This window comes from Methylobacterium sp. J-118 (assembly GCF_057836565.1).
Genome location: NZ_JBYQFA010000001.1, coordinates 939,366 through 957,005 on the forward strand (window position 1 = coordinate 939,366; position 17,640 = coordinate 957,005).

Annotated in this window: 17 protein-coding genes and 1 tRNA gene; 13 read left to right on the plus strand and 5 right to left on the minus strand. The window is 71.5% G+C overall.

What is annotated here, in order from left to right; genetic code table 11:
* Window positions 1-112 precede the first annotated feature (112 nt).
* The 11 genes from AC3IF3_RS04525 to AC3IF3_RS04575 all read left to right on the plus strand — a co-directional run bounded on the left by AC3IF3_RS04525 (window position 113) and on the right by AC3IF3_RS04575 (window position 11,863).
* Window positions 113-1,387 carry an amidohydrolase/deacetylase family metallohydrolase gene (locus AC3IF3_RS04525; RefSeq protein WP_489231240.1) on the plus strand — a complete coding sequence of 425 codons (1,275 nt, stop codon included), beginning with the start codon at window positions 113-115 and terminating at the stop codon, window positions 1,385-1,387.
* A gap of 10 nt (window positions 1,388-1,397) precedes the next feature.
* The gene (locus AC3IF3_RS04530; RefSeq protein ID WP_489227486.1) at window positions 1,398-2,267 is read left to right on the plus strand and encodes an alpha/beta hydrolase; all 870 of its coding nucleotides are present in this window, start codon (window positions 1,398-1,400) and stop codon (window positions 2,265-2,267) included.
* Window positions 2,264-4,618, plus strand: coding sequence for a xanthine dehydrogenase family protein molybdopterin-binding subunit (locus tag AC3IF3_RS04535; RefSeq protein ID WP_489227487.1), 2,355 nt, complete (start codon window positions 2,264-2,266; stop codon window positions 4,616-4,618). The genes AC3IF3_RS04530 and AC3IF3_RS04535 overlap by 4 nt, the downstream gene beginning before the upstream one ends.
* Complete coding sequence (locus tag AC3IF3_RS04540) at window positions 4,615-5,481, plus strand: FAD binding domain-containing protein (RefSeq protein ID WP_489227489.1); 867 nt, start codon at window positions 4,615-4,617, stop codon at window positions 5,479-5,481. Before AC3IF3_RS04535 ends, AC3IF3_RS04540 begins: the two co-directional genes overlap by 4 nt.
* Complete coding sequence (locus AC3IF3_RS04545; protein WP_489227491.1) at window positions 5,478-6,677, plus strand: xanthine dehydrogenase family Fe-S subunit; 1,200 nt, start codon at window positions 5,478-5,480, stop codon at window positions 6,675-6,677. The genes AC3IF3_RS04540 and AC3IF3_RS04545 overlap by 4 nt, the downstream gene beginning before the upstream one ends.
* Before the next feature lie 37 nt (window positions 6,678-6,714).
* Entirely contained in the window at window positions 6,715-7,863 is a 1,149-nt protein-coding gene (locus AC3IF3_RS04550; protein WP_489227493.1) for an ABC transporter substrate-binding protein, read from the plus strand.
* 244 nt (window positions 7,864-8,107) lie between these two features.
* Complete coding sequence (locus AC3IF3_RS04555) at window positions 8,108-8,980, plus strand: branched-chain amino acid ABC transporter permease (protein ID WP_489227495.1); 873 nt, start codon at window positions 8,108-8,110, stop codon at window positions 8,978-8,980.
* Window positions 8,977-10,011 (plus strand): branched-chain amino acid ABC transporter permease, encoded by a 1,035-nt coding sequence (locus AC3IF3_RS04560; RefSeq protein ID WP_489227497.1) that lies wholly within the window; start codon window positions 8,977-8,979, stop codon window positions 10,009-10,011. The genes AC3IF3_RS04555 and AC3IF3_RS04560 overlap by 4 nt, the downstream gene beginning before the upstream one ends.
* Window positions 10,008-10,823, plus strand: coding sequence for an ABC transporter ATP-binding protein (locus AC3IF3_RS04565; RefSeq protein WP_489227499.1), 816 nt, complete (start codon window positions 10,008-10,010; stop codon window positions 10,821-10,823). Before AC3IF3_RS04560 ends, AC3IF3_RS04565 begins: the two co-directional genes overlap by 4 nt.
* On the plus strand, window positions 10,816-11,520 hold the full coding sequence (locus tag AC3IF3_RS04570) for an ABC transporter ATP-binding protein (RefSeq protein ID WP_489227501.1): 705 nt from the start codon (window positions 10,816-10,818) through the stop codon (window positions 11,518-11,520). Before AC3IF3_RS04565 ends, AC3IF3_RS04570 begins: the two co-directional genes overlap by 8 nt.
* Entirely contained in the window at window positions 11,492-11,863 is a 372-nt protein-coding gene (locus tag AC3IF3_RS04575; RefSeq protein WP_489227503.1) for a Rieske (2Fe-2S) protein, read from the plus strand. Before AC3IF3_RS04570 ends, AC3IF3_RS04575 begins: the two co-directional genes overlap by 29 nt.
* An 83-nt stretch (window positions 11,864-11,946) precedes the next feature.
* Here AC3IF3_RS04575 and AC3IF3_RS04580 read toward each other — a convergent pair.
* Window positions 11,947-12,031 (minus strand) — tRNA-Leu (locus AC3IF3_RS04580).
* A 67-nt stretch (window positions 12,032-12,098) separates the two neighbouring features.
* On the minus strand, window positions 12,099-13,511 hold the full coding sequence (leuC, locus tag AC3IF3_RS04585; RefSeq protein ID WP_489227505.1) for a 3-isopropylmalate dehydratase large subunit: 1,413 nt from the start codon (window positions 13,509-13,511) through the stop codon (window positions 12,099-12,101).
* Between the two features lie 239 nt (window positions 13,512-13,750).
* On the opposite strand from leuC, the gene AC3IF3_RS04590 reads away from it, so the two are divergent.
* Together AC3IF3_RS04590 and AC3IF3_RS04595 are read left to right on the plus strand one after the other, a co-directional pair.
* Entirely contained in the window at window positions 13,751-14,722 is a 972-nt protein-coding gene (locus AC3IF3_RS04590) for a 2-hydroxyacid dehydrogenase (RefSeq protein WP_489227506.1), read from the plus strand.
* The gene (locus tag AC3IF3_RS04595; RefSeq protein ID WP_489227508.1) at window positions 14,719-15,576 is read left to right on the plus strand and encodes an AprI/Inh family metalloprotease inhibitor; all 858 of its coding nucleotides are present in this window, start codon (window positions 14,719-14,721) and stop codon (window positions 15,574-15,576) included. The genes AC3IF3_RS04590 and AC3IF3_RS04595 overlap by 4 nt, the downstream gene beginning before the upstream one ends.
* Before the next feature lie 3 nt (window positions 15,577-15,579).
* On the opposite strand, the gene AC3IF3_RS04600 is transcribed toward AC3IF3_RS04595, so the two are convergent.
* The 3 genes from AC3IF3_RS04600 to AC3IF3_RS04610 form a co-directional block, all read right to left on the minus strand.
* Window positions 15,580-16,197, minus strand: coding sequence for a cytochrome b (locus AC3IF3_RS04600; protein WP_489219897.1), 618 nt, complete (start codon window positions 16,195-16,197; stop codon window positions 15,580-15,582).
* Window positions 16,198-16,265: 68 nt separating this feature from the next.
* The gene (locus AC3IF3_RS04605; RefSeq protein ID WP_489227510.1) at window positions 16,266-16,829 is read right to left on the minus strand and encodes an NAD(P)H-dependent oxidoreductase; all 564 of its coding nucleotides are present in this window, start codon (window positions 16,827-16,829) and stop codon (window positions 16,266-16,268) included.
* Between the two features lie 151 nt (window positions 16,830-16,980).
* Window positions 16,981-17,640 carry a class I SAM-dependent methyltransferase gene (locus tag AC3IF3_RS04610; RefSeq protein WP_489227512.1) on the minus strand — a complete coding sequence of 220 codons (660 nt, stop codon included), beginning with the start codon at window positions 17,638-17,640 and terminating at the stop codon, window positions 16,981-16,983.

Sequence of the window (17,640 nt, forward strand, 5' to 3'; positions counted from 1 at the left end):
TCCACCGAACCGTTCCAAACTTGGCACGCCCTGTGCTTATCGAAATACGAAGCATGCTTCGCTTTTGGCAAGCGCGATGCCGAAACGGGCGGGCCAGGATCACGAGGTCGAGATGGACAATCGCCGCTACGATCTGGTTCTGAGAGGCGGGCGCGTCATCTGCCCGGCCTCCGGCCTCGACGGGATCCGCGACGTTGCGGTGCAGGATGGGCGCATCGCCGCCGTGGCGGAAACCATCCTGCCGTCGTCCGCGGCCGCGGTGGTCGACGTCGCCGGCAAGCTCGTCCTGCCCGGCATGATCGACACCCATGCCCACGTCTATCAGTACGTCACCGGGCGCTTCGGCCTGAATCCCGACATGGTCGGCGTGCGCTCGGGCGTTACCACGGTGGTGGACCAAGGCGGCCCCTCCTGCATGACCCTTCCGGGCTTCCGCCATTTCATCGCCGAGCGGTCCGAGACGCGGGTGCTGGCCTTCCTGTCGGCCTACCTCGTCGGCGGCCTGGAGGGGCATTTCTACCCGAACCTCTACAGCCCGGACGGCGTCGATATCGACGCCACGGTGAAGTCGGCCACCGAGAACCGCGACCTCGTGCGCGGCATCAAGGGCCATGCCGAGATCGGCGGTTTCGCCCGCTGGGGCATCAAGGTCATGGAGATGGCGGCCGAGATCAGCCGGCGCTCCGCCCTGCCGCTCTACGTGCATTTCGGCCAGCTCTGGGGCCTGCCGGAGTCGGGCGCCAACGGCGAGGATGCCGACACCATCGTCGAGCGGGTGATCCCCCTGCTGCGGCCGGGGGACGTGCTGGCTCATCCGTTCACCCGGCATCCGGGCGGCTTCATCAACGAGCAGGGCGAGGTCCACCACATCATCCGCCGGGCGATGGAGGCCGGGCTGAAGGTTGATGTCGGCCACGGCAGCCACTTCTCCTACCGCGTGGCCCGGGCGTCCCTGCCGGCGGGCGTGATCCCCTACACGCTGGGCGCCGACATGCACGGCTACAACACCGAGGTCCCCCAGCCCGCCGGCACCCCGGACGAGCATCACGACGACGAGAATCATCCCTTCCTCGGGCAGGCCCGGTTCAGCCTCACCCAGGCGATGAGCTCGATGATGGCGCTGGGCATCCCGCTGGAGGACGTGGTGCCGATGGTGACGTCGCACCCGGCCGAGATGCTGGGCCTGAGCGACAGCATCGGCGCCCTGAAGGTCGGCTACGCGGCCGATATCTCGGTGCTGCACGACGAGCGCGGCCGCTTCCTGCTGCGCGACAACGAGGATACGCGGGTCATCGCCGAGCGCCTGTTGCGCCCCGCCTTCTGCCTGCGCGCGGGGACGCGCTTCGAGGCCGATTCGCCGATCCTGCCGCAGGCGATCGCGGCCTGAGATGGCGCCGATGCCCGCCTTCGTCCTCGACGACCCGACACCGCCGGATCCCCGCCACCGCTGGGCCGGCCTGGACCCCGCGGCCCGGGGCGCTTGCTACGACAACAACGCGGCCGTGGCCGACGCCGCGGCCCAGGTCGCAGCGCGCAACGCCGCCTCGGCGACGTACCGCGCCGCGCACCCGGCCGGCCTCGACCTCCCCTACGCGGCAGGCGCCCGCACGGCCTTCGACCTCTACCCGGCGGCGGACGCACAGGCGCCCTGCCTGGTCTTCGTCCATGGCGGCTACTGGCAGCGGAACGCGCGGGCCGATTTCGCCTGCTTCGCTGAGGGCCTCAACCGGGCCGGCTGGTCGGTGGCGATGCCGGGCTACACCCTGGCGCCCGAGGCCAGCCTCGCCGGGATTTCCGCCGAGATCGGGGCCGCCCTGGATTGGCTCGCCGGGCATGGGACCGCCCACGGAATCGGCGGACCGATCGTCCTGGCCGGCTGGTCCGCGGGGGCGCAGCTCGCCGCCCTCCATCTCGGGCATCCCGCGGTGACGGCGGCCCTGGCGATCTCCGGCGTCTACGACCTCGCGCCGATCCGCGAGACCTACCTGAACGAGAAGCTCGGCCTGACCGATGCCGAGATCGAGACCCTGTCACCCCTCCGCCTGCCCGTCGCGGCCAAGCCGATGACGCTGGCCTACGGCAGCCGCGAGCTCCCCGCCCTCGTCCACGATGCCCGCAACCTCCACGCCCTGCGCAGCGCCGCCCATGCCTCGGGCGCCCTGCTGCCGGTGCCGGGCGCCGACCATTTCTCGATCCTCGACGGGTTCCGCCGGCCGGACGGAATCCTGGTCCGCGCGGCGCAGGACCTGCTCGGAGGCGCCCGATGAGCCGCGAGGGCGTGGGGGTCGCTCTGCCCCGCAAGGAAGACGACCGCCTAATGCGCGGCCGCGGCCAGTATGTCGGCGACATTCGCCTGCCCGGGCTGCAGGACGTCGCCTTCGTGCGCAGCCCCCTCGCCCACGCCCGCATCCGCGCCATCCACGTGCCGGACGCCTATCGCGACCGGGTGTTCACCGCCGCCGACCTCGACGGCGTGCTGCCGATCCGTGCCGTTTCGGGGCTGCCCGGCTTCAAGGCCTCCGAGCAGCCGGTGCTCGCCACCAGCAAGGTCCGGCAGGTCGGCGAGCTGGTCGCGATGTGCGTCGCCGCGACCCGCGCCGAGGCCGAGGACATCGCCGCCGCCGTGGTGCTCGACCTGGAGGAGCTGCCCGCCATCCACGACATGCTGGCCGCCCGCGAACCAGGCTCCGCCCTCGTCCACGAGCATTGGGGCGACAACGTCTTCCTGGAGACCCTGGTCGATATCGGCATCGAGGCCGCCCTCGACGCGCCGATCCAGGTCAGCCGCACCATCTCGACGGGGCGCCAGTGCATGGCGCCGATCGAGGGCCGCGGCACCGTGGTGCAGCTCGATCACCGCCTCGACCAGCTCGTCGTCCACACCGCGACCCAGATGCCCCACATCGTGCGCAACGGCCTCTCGGAATGCCTCGGCATCGAGCAGGGCCGCATCCGCATCGTGTCGCCGGATGTCGGCGGCGGCTTCGGCTACAAGGCGATCCTGCTCGCCGAGGACGTGGCGCTCGCCTGGCTGACCCTGCGCCGCGGCCATCCGGTCCGCTGGCTGGAGGACCGGCGCGAGCATCTGACCGCCAACGCCAATTGCCGCGAGCACCATTACCGCATCACCGCCTACGCGGAGCGGGACGGCCGGCTCCGCGGCATTGATTGCGAGGCCACGGTCGATTCCGGCGCCTACTCGGCCTACCCGTTCTCGGCCTGCCTGGAGGCGGCGCAGGTCGCCAGCATCCTGCCCGGTCCCTACGACTTCCCTTCCTATCGCTGCCGCACGTGGTCTGTCGCGACCAACAAGTGCCCGATCCTGCCGTATCGGGGCGTCGCCCGCACCGGCGTCTGCTTCGCCCTGGAACTCGTGCTCGATGCCGTCGCCCGCGCCGCCGGGATCCCGCCCGAGGCGGTGCGCGAGAAGAACCTCGTGCGGCCGGAGCAGATGCCGTTCGAAAACATCACGAAGAAGCATTTCGACAGCGGCGACTACCCGGGGGCGCTCGCCCGGGCGCTGACGGCGATCGATGTCGACGCGGTCCGGGCCCGGCAGCGGGGGTCTGAGCCGGATGGGCGCCGGATCGGCCTCGGGCTCTCGGTCTACTGCGAGCAGGCCGCGCACGGCACCTCGGTCTATTCCGGCTGGGGCATCCCGATGGTCCCCGGCCACGAGCAGGCCAGCGCCCGCCTGACCCCGGATGGCGGCCTGGAATTGCGGATCGGCGCGCATTCCCACGGCCAGGGCCTGGAGACGACGCTGGCCCAGGTCGCCCACGAGATCCTCGGCATCCCGGTCGCGCGCACCCGCCTCGTCCACGGCGACACGGCGATGACGCCCTATTCCACCGGTTCCTGGGGCTCGCGGGTCATGGTCATGGCGGGCGGCGCGGTGGCGGCGGCCTGCGAGGTGCTGCGCGACCGCGCCGTCCGGATCGGCGCCCACCTGCTCCAGGCACGCCCCGAGGAATGCCGCTTCGCGGGCGGCCACGTGATCGGGCCCTCCGGCGACATCGCCCTGGAGGCTATCGCCCGGACTTGGTACCGGCGCCCGCAGGACCTCGCCCCCGATACCGATCCCGGCGGCCTCGAAGTCACCGCCGGCTACAAGCCGGTGCGGGATTCCGGCACCTTCTCCTACGCGGCCCACGCGGTCGTGGTGGCGGTCGATCCCGATCTCGGCGCTGTGGAGATCCTCGATTACGTCATCGTCGAGGACGGTGGCACGCTGGTGAATCCCCTGGTGGTGGACGGCCAGATCTACGGCGGCCTCGCGCAGGGGATCGGAACGGCGCTGTTCGAGGAGATGCGGTTCGACAGCCGCGGCCAGCCCCTCGCCTCGACCTTCGCTGATTATCTGCTCCCCGGTGCCGCCGACGTGCCGATGGCCCGCATCGACCATATGGAGACCCCCTCCCCCTACACGCGGTTCGGCCAGAAGGGCATCGGCGAGGGTGGCGCCATCGCGCCCCCGGCGGCGTTGGCCAACGCCATCAACGACGCGCTCGCGCCCCTGGGCGTCGAGCTGCTGCACTCACCCCTCACCCCGCGGCGGATCGTGGAGGCGGTGCTCGCCGCCCGGCCAACGGCGGAAACCGCCCGGGAGGCCGCATGAAGCCCGCCCCCTTCGCCTGGGAGCGCCCGGGCGGCCTCGCCGCGCTCCTGGCGCGCCTCGCCGGGGCCCCCGGCAACGTGAAGCTGATCGCGGGGGCCCAATCCCTCGGACCGATGCTGAACCTGCGCCTGGTCGAGCCGGACCTGATCCTCGACATCACCGGCGTGCCCGAGTTCCGCATCGCGCGAGTCGAGGGCGACACACTCGTGCTCGGGGCCTGCGTGACCCATGCCGATATCGAGGACGGCCGCGTGCCCGACCTCACGCGGGGTGCCCTCCGGCGTGTCGCCGCCGCGATCGCCTACCGGCCGGTGCGCAACCGCGGCACGATCGGCGGGAGCCTGGTCCACGCCGACCCGGCCGCCGACTGGGTGAGCGCCCTGACCGCCCTCGGTGCCGAGGTCGAACTCGCGGGCCCGGACGGCCGTCGGACCCTCCCGGTGGAGCGCTTCGTCACCGGACCGCTCACGGTCGCCCTCGGTCCTGGCGAGATCCTGGTCGCCGTGCGGATCCCCGCCCTGCCCGTGGGCGCGGCCTGGGGCTACGTCAAACACTGCGCGAAGATCGGCGAGTTCGCCCACGCCATCGGCGCCGTGCGCCTCGAAACCGGCGCGGGACGGGGACGGGCGGTGATCGGGGCGGTCGAGGGGCCGCCCGTGCTGCTCGCCGACGCCCGCCCGCTCTTCGGCGGCCGCATCGGCACCGATTTCGCGGAAAGGTTCGATGCTGCTGCGGCGGACGCGGTCCTGCGCGCCGCCGGCATGGCGGACGCGGTCGAGCGCCACATCCACGTGACGGTGCTGGCCCGCGCGGTCGCGCAGGCGGCCGAGCCCGCCCCCGTTCACCTTCCGGAGGCCGCATGAGCGCCGCCCTCGCGGAACCGCGGTCCGGCCGTCTGGTGCTGCCCCTGACGGTCAACGGCCGTGCCCTGCGGGTGGAGGCCGAGCCGCGCAGCCATCTCGGCGACCTGCTCCGCGACGGGCTGGATCTCACCGGCACCCATCTCGGCTGCGAGCACGGCGTCTGCGGCGCCTGCACGGTCCTGCTCGACGGCGAGCCGGCGCGGGCCTGCCTGACCTTCGCGGGGGCCTGCGCCGGCGCCTCGATCACCACGATCGAGGGGCTGGATACGGACGAGATCGCGGGCGAGCTGCGGGCCGCCTTCAACCGCGCGCACGCCCTCCAGTGCGGCTATTGCACCCCCGGCATGCTGATCGCCGCCCGCGATCTGGTCCTGCGACTGCCGGAGGCCGACGAGCGGCGGATCCGCGTCGGCCTCTCGGGCAATCTCTGCCGCTGCACCGGCTATGCCGGGATCGTCCGGGCGGTGATGGCGGTGATCGGGGAACGGCGCGGGCGCGGCATCGGCCCGGAGACCGGCGCGGCCCGTGCCCTCGGCCCGGTCGGGGCCCGGATCGGCGAGACCATCGTCGCGCCCCTGCATCCGGCAGCAGCCCCCGTCACCCCGGTCACCCCTGCCGCGGTGGCGGATCTCACCGCATCCTTCGTGCCGGCCCACAGCTTCGCGCAGGGCCTCGACCTCGCCCATCCGCCCGAGGCCGTCTTCGCGCTCCTGGGCGACATCGAGGCGGTCGCCGCCTGTCTGCCGGGCGCCGTTCTGACGGCCCGGCCGACCCCTGACACGGTCGAGGGCGGCCTGCAGGTGCGGATCGGGCCGATCGCCGCGACCTTCCGGGGTCGCGCCCGCATCGCGTGGGACGCGGCGGCGCGGAGCGGCTCGGTCCACGGCGCCGGCAGCGACGCGGGCGGCCGCTCGGCCACCGAGGGCCGGATCCGGTATCGTGTCGAGGCCGGGCCGACGCCGGACACCGCCCGGGTCGAGCTCGAGGTCGGCTACACCCTGACCGGGCCGCTGGCGCAGTTCGGCCGCCCCGGCCTCGTGCGCGACCTCGCCGGCCGCATCGCCGCGGACTTCTCCCGCAACCTCGATGCCCGGCTCTCGGGCACCGCCGCCCCGGCCTCCACCGGGCTCAATCCCCTCCGCCTGCTCCTCGGCCTCGTCCGCGCGCGCCTGGCGGCGTGGCTCGGCCGCGCCTGATCCCCCGCCGCTTCCCACCCACCCCGGAGACACGAGCATGCCTGGCCGGTTCACCCTCACGACCGCGATCCTGCTGGTGCTCACGGCGACGGGCGCCCAAGCGGACGCGATCCGCATCGGCGTCAACGAGCCCCTGACCGGGCCGTTCGCGGCTTCGGGCACCTACGTGGTGAACGGCGCCAAGATCGCCGCCGACGAGATCAACGCCAAGGGCGGCGTCCTCGGCAAGACCATCGAACTCGTGATCGAGGACAACAAGAGCAACCCGACCGAGGCCGCCGCCGTCGCCGAGAAGCTGATCACCAGCGACAAGACCCCGGTGATGATGGGGGCCTGGGGCTCCAGCCTGACGCTCGCCGTCATGCCGAAGCTCATGGATTACGAGACGCCGATGCTGGTCGAGACCTCCTCGTCCGGCAAGATCACGACGTCGGGCAATCCCTACGTGTTCCGGATCTCGCCGCCCTCGTCCCTGGAGGCCGAGACCTTCGCGCCGATGGTCGGCCGCCTCGGCCTGAAGAAGGTCGACTTCCTGGTCCTCAACAACGATTTCGGCCGCGGCGCAGCGACCGATTTCGGCAAGATGCTCAAGGACAAGGGCGTCACGGTCGGCCTCGTCGAGACCATGGACCAGGGCGCCCAGGACATGAGCGCCCAGCTGTCCAAGCTGAAGGCCTCGGATTCCGACACGATCATGATCACGAGTTCGGTGGATCAGCTGGTGCTGCTGTTCAAGCAGATGGCGGCGCTCGGCCTGAAAAAGCGGGTGATCACCACGGGCGGTTCCCAGAATCCGGACCAGATCATCGCCCAGGCCGGTGCCGCCGCCGACGGCACGATGCACCTGACGACATTCCTGCCCTGGTCGCCCGACAGGACGTCGGACCCGAAGGCCACAGCGGCGTTCATCGACGCCTGGAAGAAGCGCGGCTTCGAATTCGCCGGCGTCACCGAGAGCTTCCGCGGCTACGACGGCATCCGCGCCATCGCGCACGCCATCGAAACGGCGGGCTCGACCGATCCAGCCGCGATCGCCAAGGCGTTCTGGTCCGTCGACTTCGTCGGGCTCAACGGGCCGATCCGCTTCGCAAAAGCCGGTCCCGCCGGCAAGGAAAGCGGGCAGAGCAAGCCCGACGTCTATCTGATCGAGATCAAGGACGGGAAGGTGATCGTGCCGACCCTGTAGGGGCAGCCCATGCTCGCTCCCCACACTGGATTCACACATCGCTGCCGGATCGGAGCAACGACCGGCCCCGAGCGCCTTCCCTCCCCCGCAGTGAGGGTAGGGAGGGCGCGTAGCGGCTTTGGCCGGCCACACCGGTCGACCGGGCGATGATCCCAGGCACGACAAGTGAATCGGTAGCCCCCCGCGGGGAGAGATGCTCGCCGCGGCGCCGGACATTCGGCCCGCAACCCGCCAGGAGAGGCCCGTGGACGAACTGATCCAGCACCTCGCCAACGCGCTGATCCTCGGCGGCACCTATGCCCTGCTGGGGATCGGCCTGACGCTGATCTTCGGGATCATGAACGTGGTGAACTTCACCCACGGCGCGCTCTACACGGTCGGCGCCTACGTCATGTACTTGGCCGTCGCCGGGCTCGGGCTGAACTTCTTCCTGGCGCTGCCGGTGGCGATCCTGGGCGGGCTCCTCCTCGGGGCCGCCATCGAATTGCTGCTGCTGCGCCCGTTCCGGGGCTCGGATATCGACACCACCATGCTGGTGATGATCGCCGCCGGCATCATCCTGCAATCGGGCACGCTCTGGACCTTCGGCGGCGTCGCCAAGGCGATCCCCTCGCCCTTTCCGGAGGCACCGCTCCAGATCGGCCCGGTCTCGCTCTCCTGGCTGCGGCTGTTCGTGCTCGGGGCGGCGCTCGCCCTGATCGCGCTGTCCTACGCGCTGATCAACCGGACCAAGCTCGGGCTCGCCATGCGCGCCGCCTTCCAGGATGCCGACACGGCGGCGCTGATGGGCGTCGACGTCCGGCGGATCTACACCGCCACCTTCGCCCTCGGCTCCTCGCTCGCGGCGGCGGCGGGTGCCCTGCTGGGCCCGGTCTACGTGGTATTCCCGCAGATGGGCGGGCTCGCCGAGCTCAAGGCCTTCGCCATCGTCATCCTCGGCGGCCTCGGCAACGTCACCGGCGCGGCCATCGGCGGTTTCATCCTGGCGCTCGCGGAGGAGTTCGGCGCCGGCTACGCCTCCTCCGGTTACCGGGACGCGATGGGCTTCCTGATCATCATCACGGTCCTGCTGTGCAAGCCCACCGGACTGTTCGCGCGTGCGGAGCGGATCGGATGAGCCGGTTCCTTCCCCTCGCGCTGCTCGCCGGCCTCGTCGTCCTGCCGCTGGCGCTCGGCCCCAATCCCTACCTGCTCAACGCGCTGATCGTGACGGGCATCCTGACCATCGGCGCGATGAGCCTGAACCTGCTCCTCGGCTATACCGGGCAGCTCAGCCTCGGCCACATCGCCTTTTTCGGCATCGGCGCCTATGTCAGCGCGCTCACGAGCCTCGGCTTCGATGTCGAGATCGGCTTCGGCCTCCGGGTGGTGCACACACCCTGGCCGGCGGCGGTCGGGTTCCTGCTGGCGACGGTCGCGGCGGGGAGCTGCGGCTACCTGATCGGGCGGCTCTCCTTCCGGGTGCGCGGCGCCTTCTTCGTGATCGTGACGATCTCCTTCGCCGAGGTCGTGCGGCTCGTGGCCCTCAATTGGGTGGAGCTGACCCAGGGGCCGCTGGCGCTCACCAACATCCCGGCGATCACCCTCGGCCTGCCCAGCCTCGGGATGTGGACCCTGAAGACCAAGCTGCAGAACTACTACCTCGTGCTAGCGGTCGGCACGCTCTGCTACGCCGTGATCGCCCGGCTCGTCGGCTCGCAGTTCGGCCGGGCGATGCGCGGTCTCAAGGAGAACGAGCCGCTGGCGCTCTCGGTGGGCATCAACGCCACCCGCACCCTGACGGTGGCGGCGGTGATCTCGGCCGCGATGGCCGGCGCCGCGGGCAGCCTCTACGCCCATTACCTGCGCATCATCGACCCCGACGTGTTCCTGTTCGCCACCACGGTCAGCATGGTCATCATGGTGGTGGCCGGCGGCAAGGGCACCCTGTTGGGCCCGATCGTGGGCGGCCTGATCTTCGGCCTGCTGCCGGTGGCGCTGCGCCCGGTCATGGCACCCGAGGCCCAGTGGATCGTCTACGGCCTCGTGCTGATCGTGATCCTGTTCGTGATGCCGCGGGGCATCGTGCCGGGGCTGTCGGGCCTGCTCGGCCGTCGATCGGCGCCGACCGTCCCCGTCCTGGAGGCCAGTCCGGCGGTGCAGCGATGAGCGCGATTCTCTCGGTCGAGCATGTCGGTGTCCGCTTCGGCGGCCTCGTCGCCATCGCGGACCTGCATTTCGACGTCCAGGACGGCGAGATCGTCAGCCTGATCGGCCCGAACGGGGCCGGCAAGACCACCGCCTTCAACGTCATGACCGGCTTCCTCAAGCCCAGCCAGGGCGCGGTCCGCTTCCGTGGCACCTGCCTGGACGGGCTGGCGCCCCACGCGATCACGCGCCTCGGCCTGGCCCGCACCTTCCAGCGCACCAGCGTGTTCCCGGACGACACGGTGCTCGACAACGTGATGATCGGCCTCCACCGCCGGGGGGCCCCGATGAGCCGCACGTCGTTCCGCGACGCGCTGCTCGGCCGTTCGGGTGCCGGCGAGCGCGCCCTGCGCGACCGCGCCGAAGCGCTGCTCGACTGGGTCGGGATCGCCGACAGGGCGCGGGAGAAGGCCGGCGCCCTGGCCTATGGGGAACAGCGCCTCGTCGGGGTGGCGCTGGCGCTCGCCACGGACCCGACCATGCTCCTCCTCGACGAGCCGGTCTCGGGAATGAACGCCTCGGAGACGCGGGTGTTCGTGCGGCTGATCGAGCAGATCCGGGGGCGCGGCATCACCATCCTGCTGGTCGAGCACGACATGCCGATGGTGATGGAGGTCTCCGACCGCATCGTCGTCCTGAACTACGGCCGCCTCATCGCCGAAGGGCCGCCGGACCGGATCCGCGCCGACCCCGCGGTGATCGAGGCCTATCTCGGCCAGGGCAGCGCGGCCCGGCAGGCCGCCGCCGCGGTGCTTGAGGCGGCCGATGCTTGAGATCCGCGACCTCGTCTGCGGCTACGGCCACGTCACCGCCCTGAAGGGTCTCACGATCGACGTGCGCGAGGGCCAGCTGGTGGCCCTCGTCGGGGCGAACGGCGCCGGCAAATCCACGACGCTCCGGGCGATCTCCGGCCTGGTGTCGCCGCGCGCCGGCGCGATCCGGTTCGCCGGGCGCGACATCGGGGGGGCGGAGCCCCGCCGGATCCTCGCCGCCGGCATCGCCCATTGCCCGGAGGGCCGGCGCGTCTTCCCGCAGATGACCGTCTCCGAGAACCTCGCCATGGGTGCCTATCTGCGCCGCGACCGGGCCGGGATCGCGGTCGACCTGGAGCGCATCTACGGCGAGTTTCCCCGCCTCGCCGAGCGCCGCGACCAGGCGGCCGGCACCCTGTCGGGCGGCGAGCAGCAGATGCTGGCGATCGGCCGCGCGCTGATGGGGCGTCCGAAGCTCGTCCTGTTCGACGAGCCCTCCCTCGGTCTCGCCCCCAACATCGTCGAGCGGATGTTCGCGGTGATCCGGGCGATCCGCGACGCCGGCACGACCGTGCTCCTCGTCGAGCAGAACGCCTTCGCGGCCCTCGAACTCTGCGACTACGCCTATCTCCTCGAGACCGGCCGCATCGTGCTCGAAGGGACCGGGCAAGCCCTCATCGCCGATCCGCATGTGCGGGACGCCTATCTCGGTGGCTAAGACGGGCCGGCCGGGGTGGATCCGCCTGGGCCCGGACGATCGTCTCGGCGATCGCCCCCTGATGCCGATCACCGTGGGTGGCCACAGCCTGCTGCTCGTCCAGGCGGGCGGCCGGATCGTGGCCGCTGAGCGGGCCTGCCCGCACGAGGGGGCCGACCTGTCCCTCGGCCGGTACGTCGGCGGACGGCTGCTCTGCCCGAGGCATCGCGCCTCCTTCGACCTGCGGGACGGGTCCGTCTCGCCGGGCTGGTCGTTCCGCGCCCTGCGCCTGTTCAGGATCGAGTCCGCCTCGGACGGGCTCTGGCTGGCGGTGGACGCCGGGCTTCCGGTCCGGACCCCGTGACGGGGCGTTCCGCGCGGCCCCGGTTCGCCAACCCGGAAAACAACAAAGCCCGCCAACGATTTGGCGGGCTGCTGTCAGTCGATTGGTGCCCAGGAAAGGACTCGAACCTTCACCTCTCGCGAGACTGGTACCTGAAACCAGCGCGTCTACCAATTCCGCCACCTGGGCATGTCGTCGGCCATCGGCCGGCGACGGCTTCGTTTAGGCAAGGGAACCGCCGCCGTCAATCGGGATTTCAGCGCTGCGGCCACTCCCGGATGTCGACGAAGCGGCCGGCCACCGCGGCGGCCGCCGCCATGGCGGGCGAGACCAGGTGCGTGCGCCCGCGCGGGCCCTGCCGGCCCTCGAAGTTGCGGTTCGAGGTCGAGGCGCAGCGCTCGCCGGGCCGCAGCTTGTCCGGGTTCATGCCGAGGCACATGGAGCAGCCCGGCTCGCGCCAGTCGAAGCCCGCCGCCTTCAGGATCCGGTCGAGACCCTCGGCCTCGGCCTGCGCCTTCACCAGCCCGGAGCCCGGGACGATCATCGCCGAAACGCCCTCATGCACCTTGCGGTCGCCGACCACCCGCGCGACCTCGCGCAGATCCTCGATCCGCCCGTTCGTGCAGGAGCCGATGAAGATCCGATCCAGGGTGATGTCGGTGATCCGGGTGCCCGGCGTCAGGCCCATATAGGCCAGGGCCTTCTCCTTCGACTGCCGCTTGTTCTCGTCGGCGATCTCGGCCGGATCCGGAACGCGGCCCTGAATCGAGATCACGTCCTCCGGGCTCGTCCCCCAGCTGACCAGCGGCGGCAGGTTGGCGGCGTTGAGGCGGACCTCGCGGTCGAAGAAGGCGCCCGGGTCGGTGACGAGGCTCTTCCAGTAGCGGCACGCCGCGTCGAAGGCCGCGCCCTTCGGTGCCTTCGGGCGGTCCTTCACGTAGGCGAAGGTCGTCGGGTCCGGCGCAACCATGCCGGCCCGGGCGCCGCCCTCGATCGACATGTTGCAGATCGTCATCCGCCCCTCCATCGAGAGGGCGCGGATCGCCTCGCCGGCATACTCGATCACGTGGCCGGTGCCGCCGGCCGTACCGATCTCGCCGATGATCGCCAGGATGATGTCCTTGGCGGTGACCCCCGGCGGCAGGGTGCCGTCGACGGTGACGCGCATGTTCTTGGCCTTGCGCTGCACCAGCGTCTGGGTGGCGAGCACGTGCTCGACCTCCGAGGTGCCGATGCCGTGCGCCAGCGCCCCGAAGGCGCCGTGGGTCGAGGTGTGGGAATCGCCGCACACGATGGTCTGGCCGGGCAGCGTGAAACCCTGCTCGGGGCCGATGATGTGGACGATGCCCTGGCGCCGGTCGAAGGCGTCGTAGAACTCGATGCCGAAATCGCGCACGTTCTCGGCCAGCGCATCGAGCTGGGTCAGGCTCTCGGGATCGTCGATGCCCTTCGACCGGTCGGAGGTCTGGACGTTGTGGTCGACCACCGCCAGCGTCTTTTCCGGATGGCGCACCTTGCGGCCGGCGACGCGCAGCCCCTCGAAGGCCTGCGGGCTCGTCACTTCGTGAACGAGGTGGCGGTCGATGTAGAGGAGGCAGGAGCCGTCCGGCTGGACATCGACGACGTGGTCGTCCCAAATCTTGTCGTAGAGGGTGCGCGGGCTGGTCATCGGTTTTCGTCTTCGAGAATGGGGCGGTACAGAGCTCTCGCGATGATGCGTCGTTCTTACTAGGCATCGCGCGGGCATTTCGGAAGGGGCGAGTTGCGCCCCGGTCGAATGACCGCCCGGCGCCGGGGCGCGGATGTCATCGGCGGCGGGGGCGCCCGCTGGCGTCCCACCCCGCACTGGCCCTATGCGGGATTGAGGAACCGGCCGCTCCGCTGGACGGCCGAACGAGGGAGTGAGCGATGCCTGACGCGCCGGCCGAGATCCTGTTCCTGCGGAAGATGCATCCGCTCGTCGAAGCGGCCTTCGAGGGTCGGTACGGCGTCCATCGGCTCGCCGGCGCCGCGGATGCGGAGGCACTGCTCGCCGAGACCGGCCCGCGGATCCGCGCCCTGTGCGTCGGCGGCGCCGCGGCGGTCGACGCCGCCCTGATCGATCGGCTGCCGAAACTGGAGCTCATCGCCAATTTCGGGGTCGGCTACGACGCGGTCGACGCCGCGGCGGCGCACCGGCGCGGCGTCGTCGTCACCAACACGCCGGACGTGCTCACCGACGAGGTCGCAGACCTCGCGATCGGCCTCGTGATCGCCACCCTCCGCCGGATCCCGCAGGCCGACCGGTACCTCCGCGCCGGCCATTGGCCGAAGGCCCCGTTCCCCCTCTCCGCCTCCCTGCGCGGGCGCCGCGTCGGCATCCTCGGGCTCGGGCGGATCGGGCGGGCCATCGCCCGGCGCCTGGAAAGCTTCGGCGTCGCCATCGACTATCACGGCCGCCGCCCGCAGGCGGACGTTCCCTACACCTATCACGACAGCCTGATCGGCATGGCGCATGCGGTCCATATCCTGATCGTGGTCGCGCCGGGGGGCGCCGACACCCGCGGGCTGGTGGATGCGGCGGTGCTGGAGGCCCTCGGCCCCGAAGGGATCCTGGTCAACGTCGCCCGCGGCAGCCTCGTGGACGAGGCGGCGCTGACCGCCGCGCTCAAGGCGGGGACCATCCTGGGCGCCGGGCTCGACGTGTTCGAGAACGAGCCCCACGTCCCGGGCGACCTCGCCGCCCTCGACAACACGGTGCTGCTGCCGCATGTCGGCTCGGCCTCAGAGCACACCCGTGCCGCGATGGCCCAGCTCGTCGTCGACAACGTCGTCTCGTGGTTCGAGGGGCGGGGGCCGCTGACGCCCGTCGCCGAGACACCCTGGAGCCCGAACGCGTGAAGTCCGCACCGGCCGCCCTGCTGGCCGCCCTGGCCCTGCTCCCGTGGCCAGTGGCGGCTCAGGACGCGCCCGCGGCCCTGCCTGAACCGAGCCCCCCGGTCGCGGAGACGCCGGCACCGGCCGCGGCGCCGACCAGCCTGCCCGAGAAGCTCGGCGAAGTCCCAGGGACCTGGGACCTGTCCCGGGACGGCACCAACCGCCGCTGCGTGTTGACGCTCGTGCTCGACAGCGGCGAGGCCGGCCGGCGCCTGCGCTTCCCGGCCGGATGCCGGCGGGCGCTGCCGGTGATGAACGGGATCGCCGGCTGGCTGTTCGTCGAAGGGGCCGTGCGCCTCGTCGACCGCAACGTCCGTCCGGTCCTCGAATTCGCCCGGCGCCCGGACCAGCGCAGCCTGGTCGCCAGGATGGAGAGCGGCGAGCAGTACAGCCTCGTCCCCCTCGATATCGTGGCGATGCGCCCCGGCGGTCTGGCCGGCGCCGAGGCCGAACCGGTCGCACCGGACCCGTCCACCCCGACCCCGCTCCAGGCGGCGCCGCCCCTGCCCGCCGCGCTGCAGCCGGCCTCGACCGCCCCGGCCGGCCCGGCCCCGGGGACCTACGCCCTCGACCGGTTCCAGGAGCACGACACCTGCCGGATCACCCTCGACGGCGTCGGCGGCGGCGTGCGCCTGGTGCCCGGCTGCCACGATGGCGGCCTGGAGGTGTTCGATCCGGTCCGCTGGCGCTACGCCGACGGCCGGATGACCCTCACCGCCAAGCGCGGCCACAGCATCGACCTCGTGCCGAGCGGCGACGGACGCTGGCGGCGCGATCCGGAGGTCGGCACGACCTTCGTCCTGCGCCGCGTGGAGTGATCGTTACCGGGTCGACCGCCGGCCGTCCTGGACCGGCAGCATCCGCTCCAGCAGGCCGTCCCGGCGGATCACGAGGTGCCAGACGGTGCCGGCGATGTGCAGCAGGACCAGCGCGTAGACGAACCACTGCCCGACGAGGTGGATCGAGTCGGCGATCTTCTGAGCCGCGTCGTCCTTCGGCAGCCCGGGGATCGTGAACAGCCAGAAGTACGGTGTGTCGCGCCCCGACAGGGCGCTCAGCAGGTACCCGCTGATCGGCATGATCAGGAAGATCGCGTACATCAGGTAGTGGTTGATGCGCCCGATCAGGGTCAGGAGCCGGGGCGCCTGGGGATCCGCCGGCGCGGGCCGGATCATCCGCCAGACGATCCGCACGACGACGATCGCCAGGATGGTCAGGCCCACCGACTTGTGCAGGACGAAGAAACTGCCCTTTGCCGGTGCGGGCGGGAGGCTTGCCGCCACCCAGGCGAGCGGCAGGACCGCCAGGACCAGGGCCGCGGTCAGCCAGTGCAGGGCCTGGGCCAGCGGATTGTAGCGTGGCAACCCGGATGCCGTGACGTAGGTGGCGGGCAGCGCCACGGGGGCGGCCTTCCCGGTCGTGATCGGAGAACCTGACATGATCCCTCGCGGGTGAGCGTCGTCCCTTCGAACATTTAGGGTCGGCAGCGTTTCCGGGGAGTGACCCGTCAGTTGGTCGGGCCGGAACCGGGCGGGCGCGCGAGGTCGATCAGGGACGCGAGTTCCGCCGCGGCGGCTTCGAGCCGCGCCGCGACGGTCTTATCCAGGATCCGGCCGTCGACCAGATCGTCCGAGCCCGCATAGACCGAGGTCGGTGCCACATGCGCCGCGAAGAAGCCGAACAGCGGCCGCAGGCTGTGCTCGACCACCAGCGCGTGGCGCAGGCCGCCGCCCGTGGCGGTGAGCACCACCGGCTTGCCGGCCATGCGGGCCGGATCGACGAAGTCGAACACGTGCTTGAACAGCCCGGCATAGCCGCCCTGGTAGACGGGCGTCCCGACGATCAGGGCGTCCGCCCCCTCGATCGCCGCGATCAGCCGCTCCGCCGGTGCGGACAAATCGTGGCGCTGCGTCGCGCCGAGGCCCGGTCCGGCATCGAGAAGGTCGTAGACCGCGAGATCGATCGGCCGCAGACGTCCGAGTTCGGCCCCGAGCGCCTCGACCAGAATGCGGGTGCGCGAGGGCCGCTTGGCGCTCCCCGAGAAGGCGACGACGCGGGGACGGCTCGGCATGCTGCTCGACTCGATCTTCACCGGGAAACCTTCCGCCGCGAGGCGCCCAGACGCGCGCGGCGGGCTCGGTCGAGGCTAGCGCATTTCGGCTCCGGAAGAACCGTCATACGTGCCGCGCGTCCTGGGTCCGCCCCGCGATCCGTGTGGATTCTCATGTCTCCAACCGCCAGACGTGACTGCACTTGATCTCGGCATCCTCGAGGTCGCGGGAGACCGGGACTTCGTAGGAGGCCAGACAGGTGAGCCGCGTGCGCGGCAGATAGGTGCGGCCCGGATCGCCGATGAGCACCGTGACGCCGCGGGCGTGAAGCCGGAAGAGCCAGTCGGTCACCGCGGCGGCGAGGTCGCGTTCGTAGAAGACATCCGCCGCCAGGACGAGATCGGCCTCGGGCACGGTGCCCAGGAGATCGTCGGAGATGGGCTCGACCCGTCCCGCCACGTCGTTGGCGGCGGCGTTCAGGCGGATTGCCGCCATGGCGAACGGATCGAGGTCGCTGGCAAGCACGCGCCGCGCGCCGGCGCGGGCCGCCGCGATCGCCACCAGGCCCGAGCCCGACGCGAAGTCCACGGCCATCGCGCCGTCCACGAGGGCCGGGTTGTCGAGGACGTAGCGGGCCAGCGCCTGACCGCCCGCCCAGGCGAAGGCCCAGAACGGCGGCGGCAATCCGATCGCGTTCAATTCCTCCTCGGTCTTCTGCCACAGAGCCGTCGCCTCGTCGGCGACGTGAAGCCGGATCTCGGGGGTGTAGGGCACCGGCAGGAGGCGGGTGTTGGCGCGGATGAAGCCGGCGGGATCGTCGGGCGGGCGCAT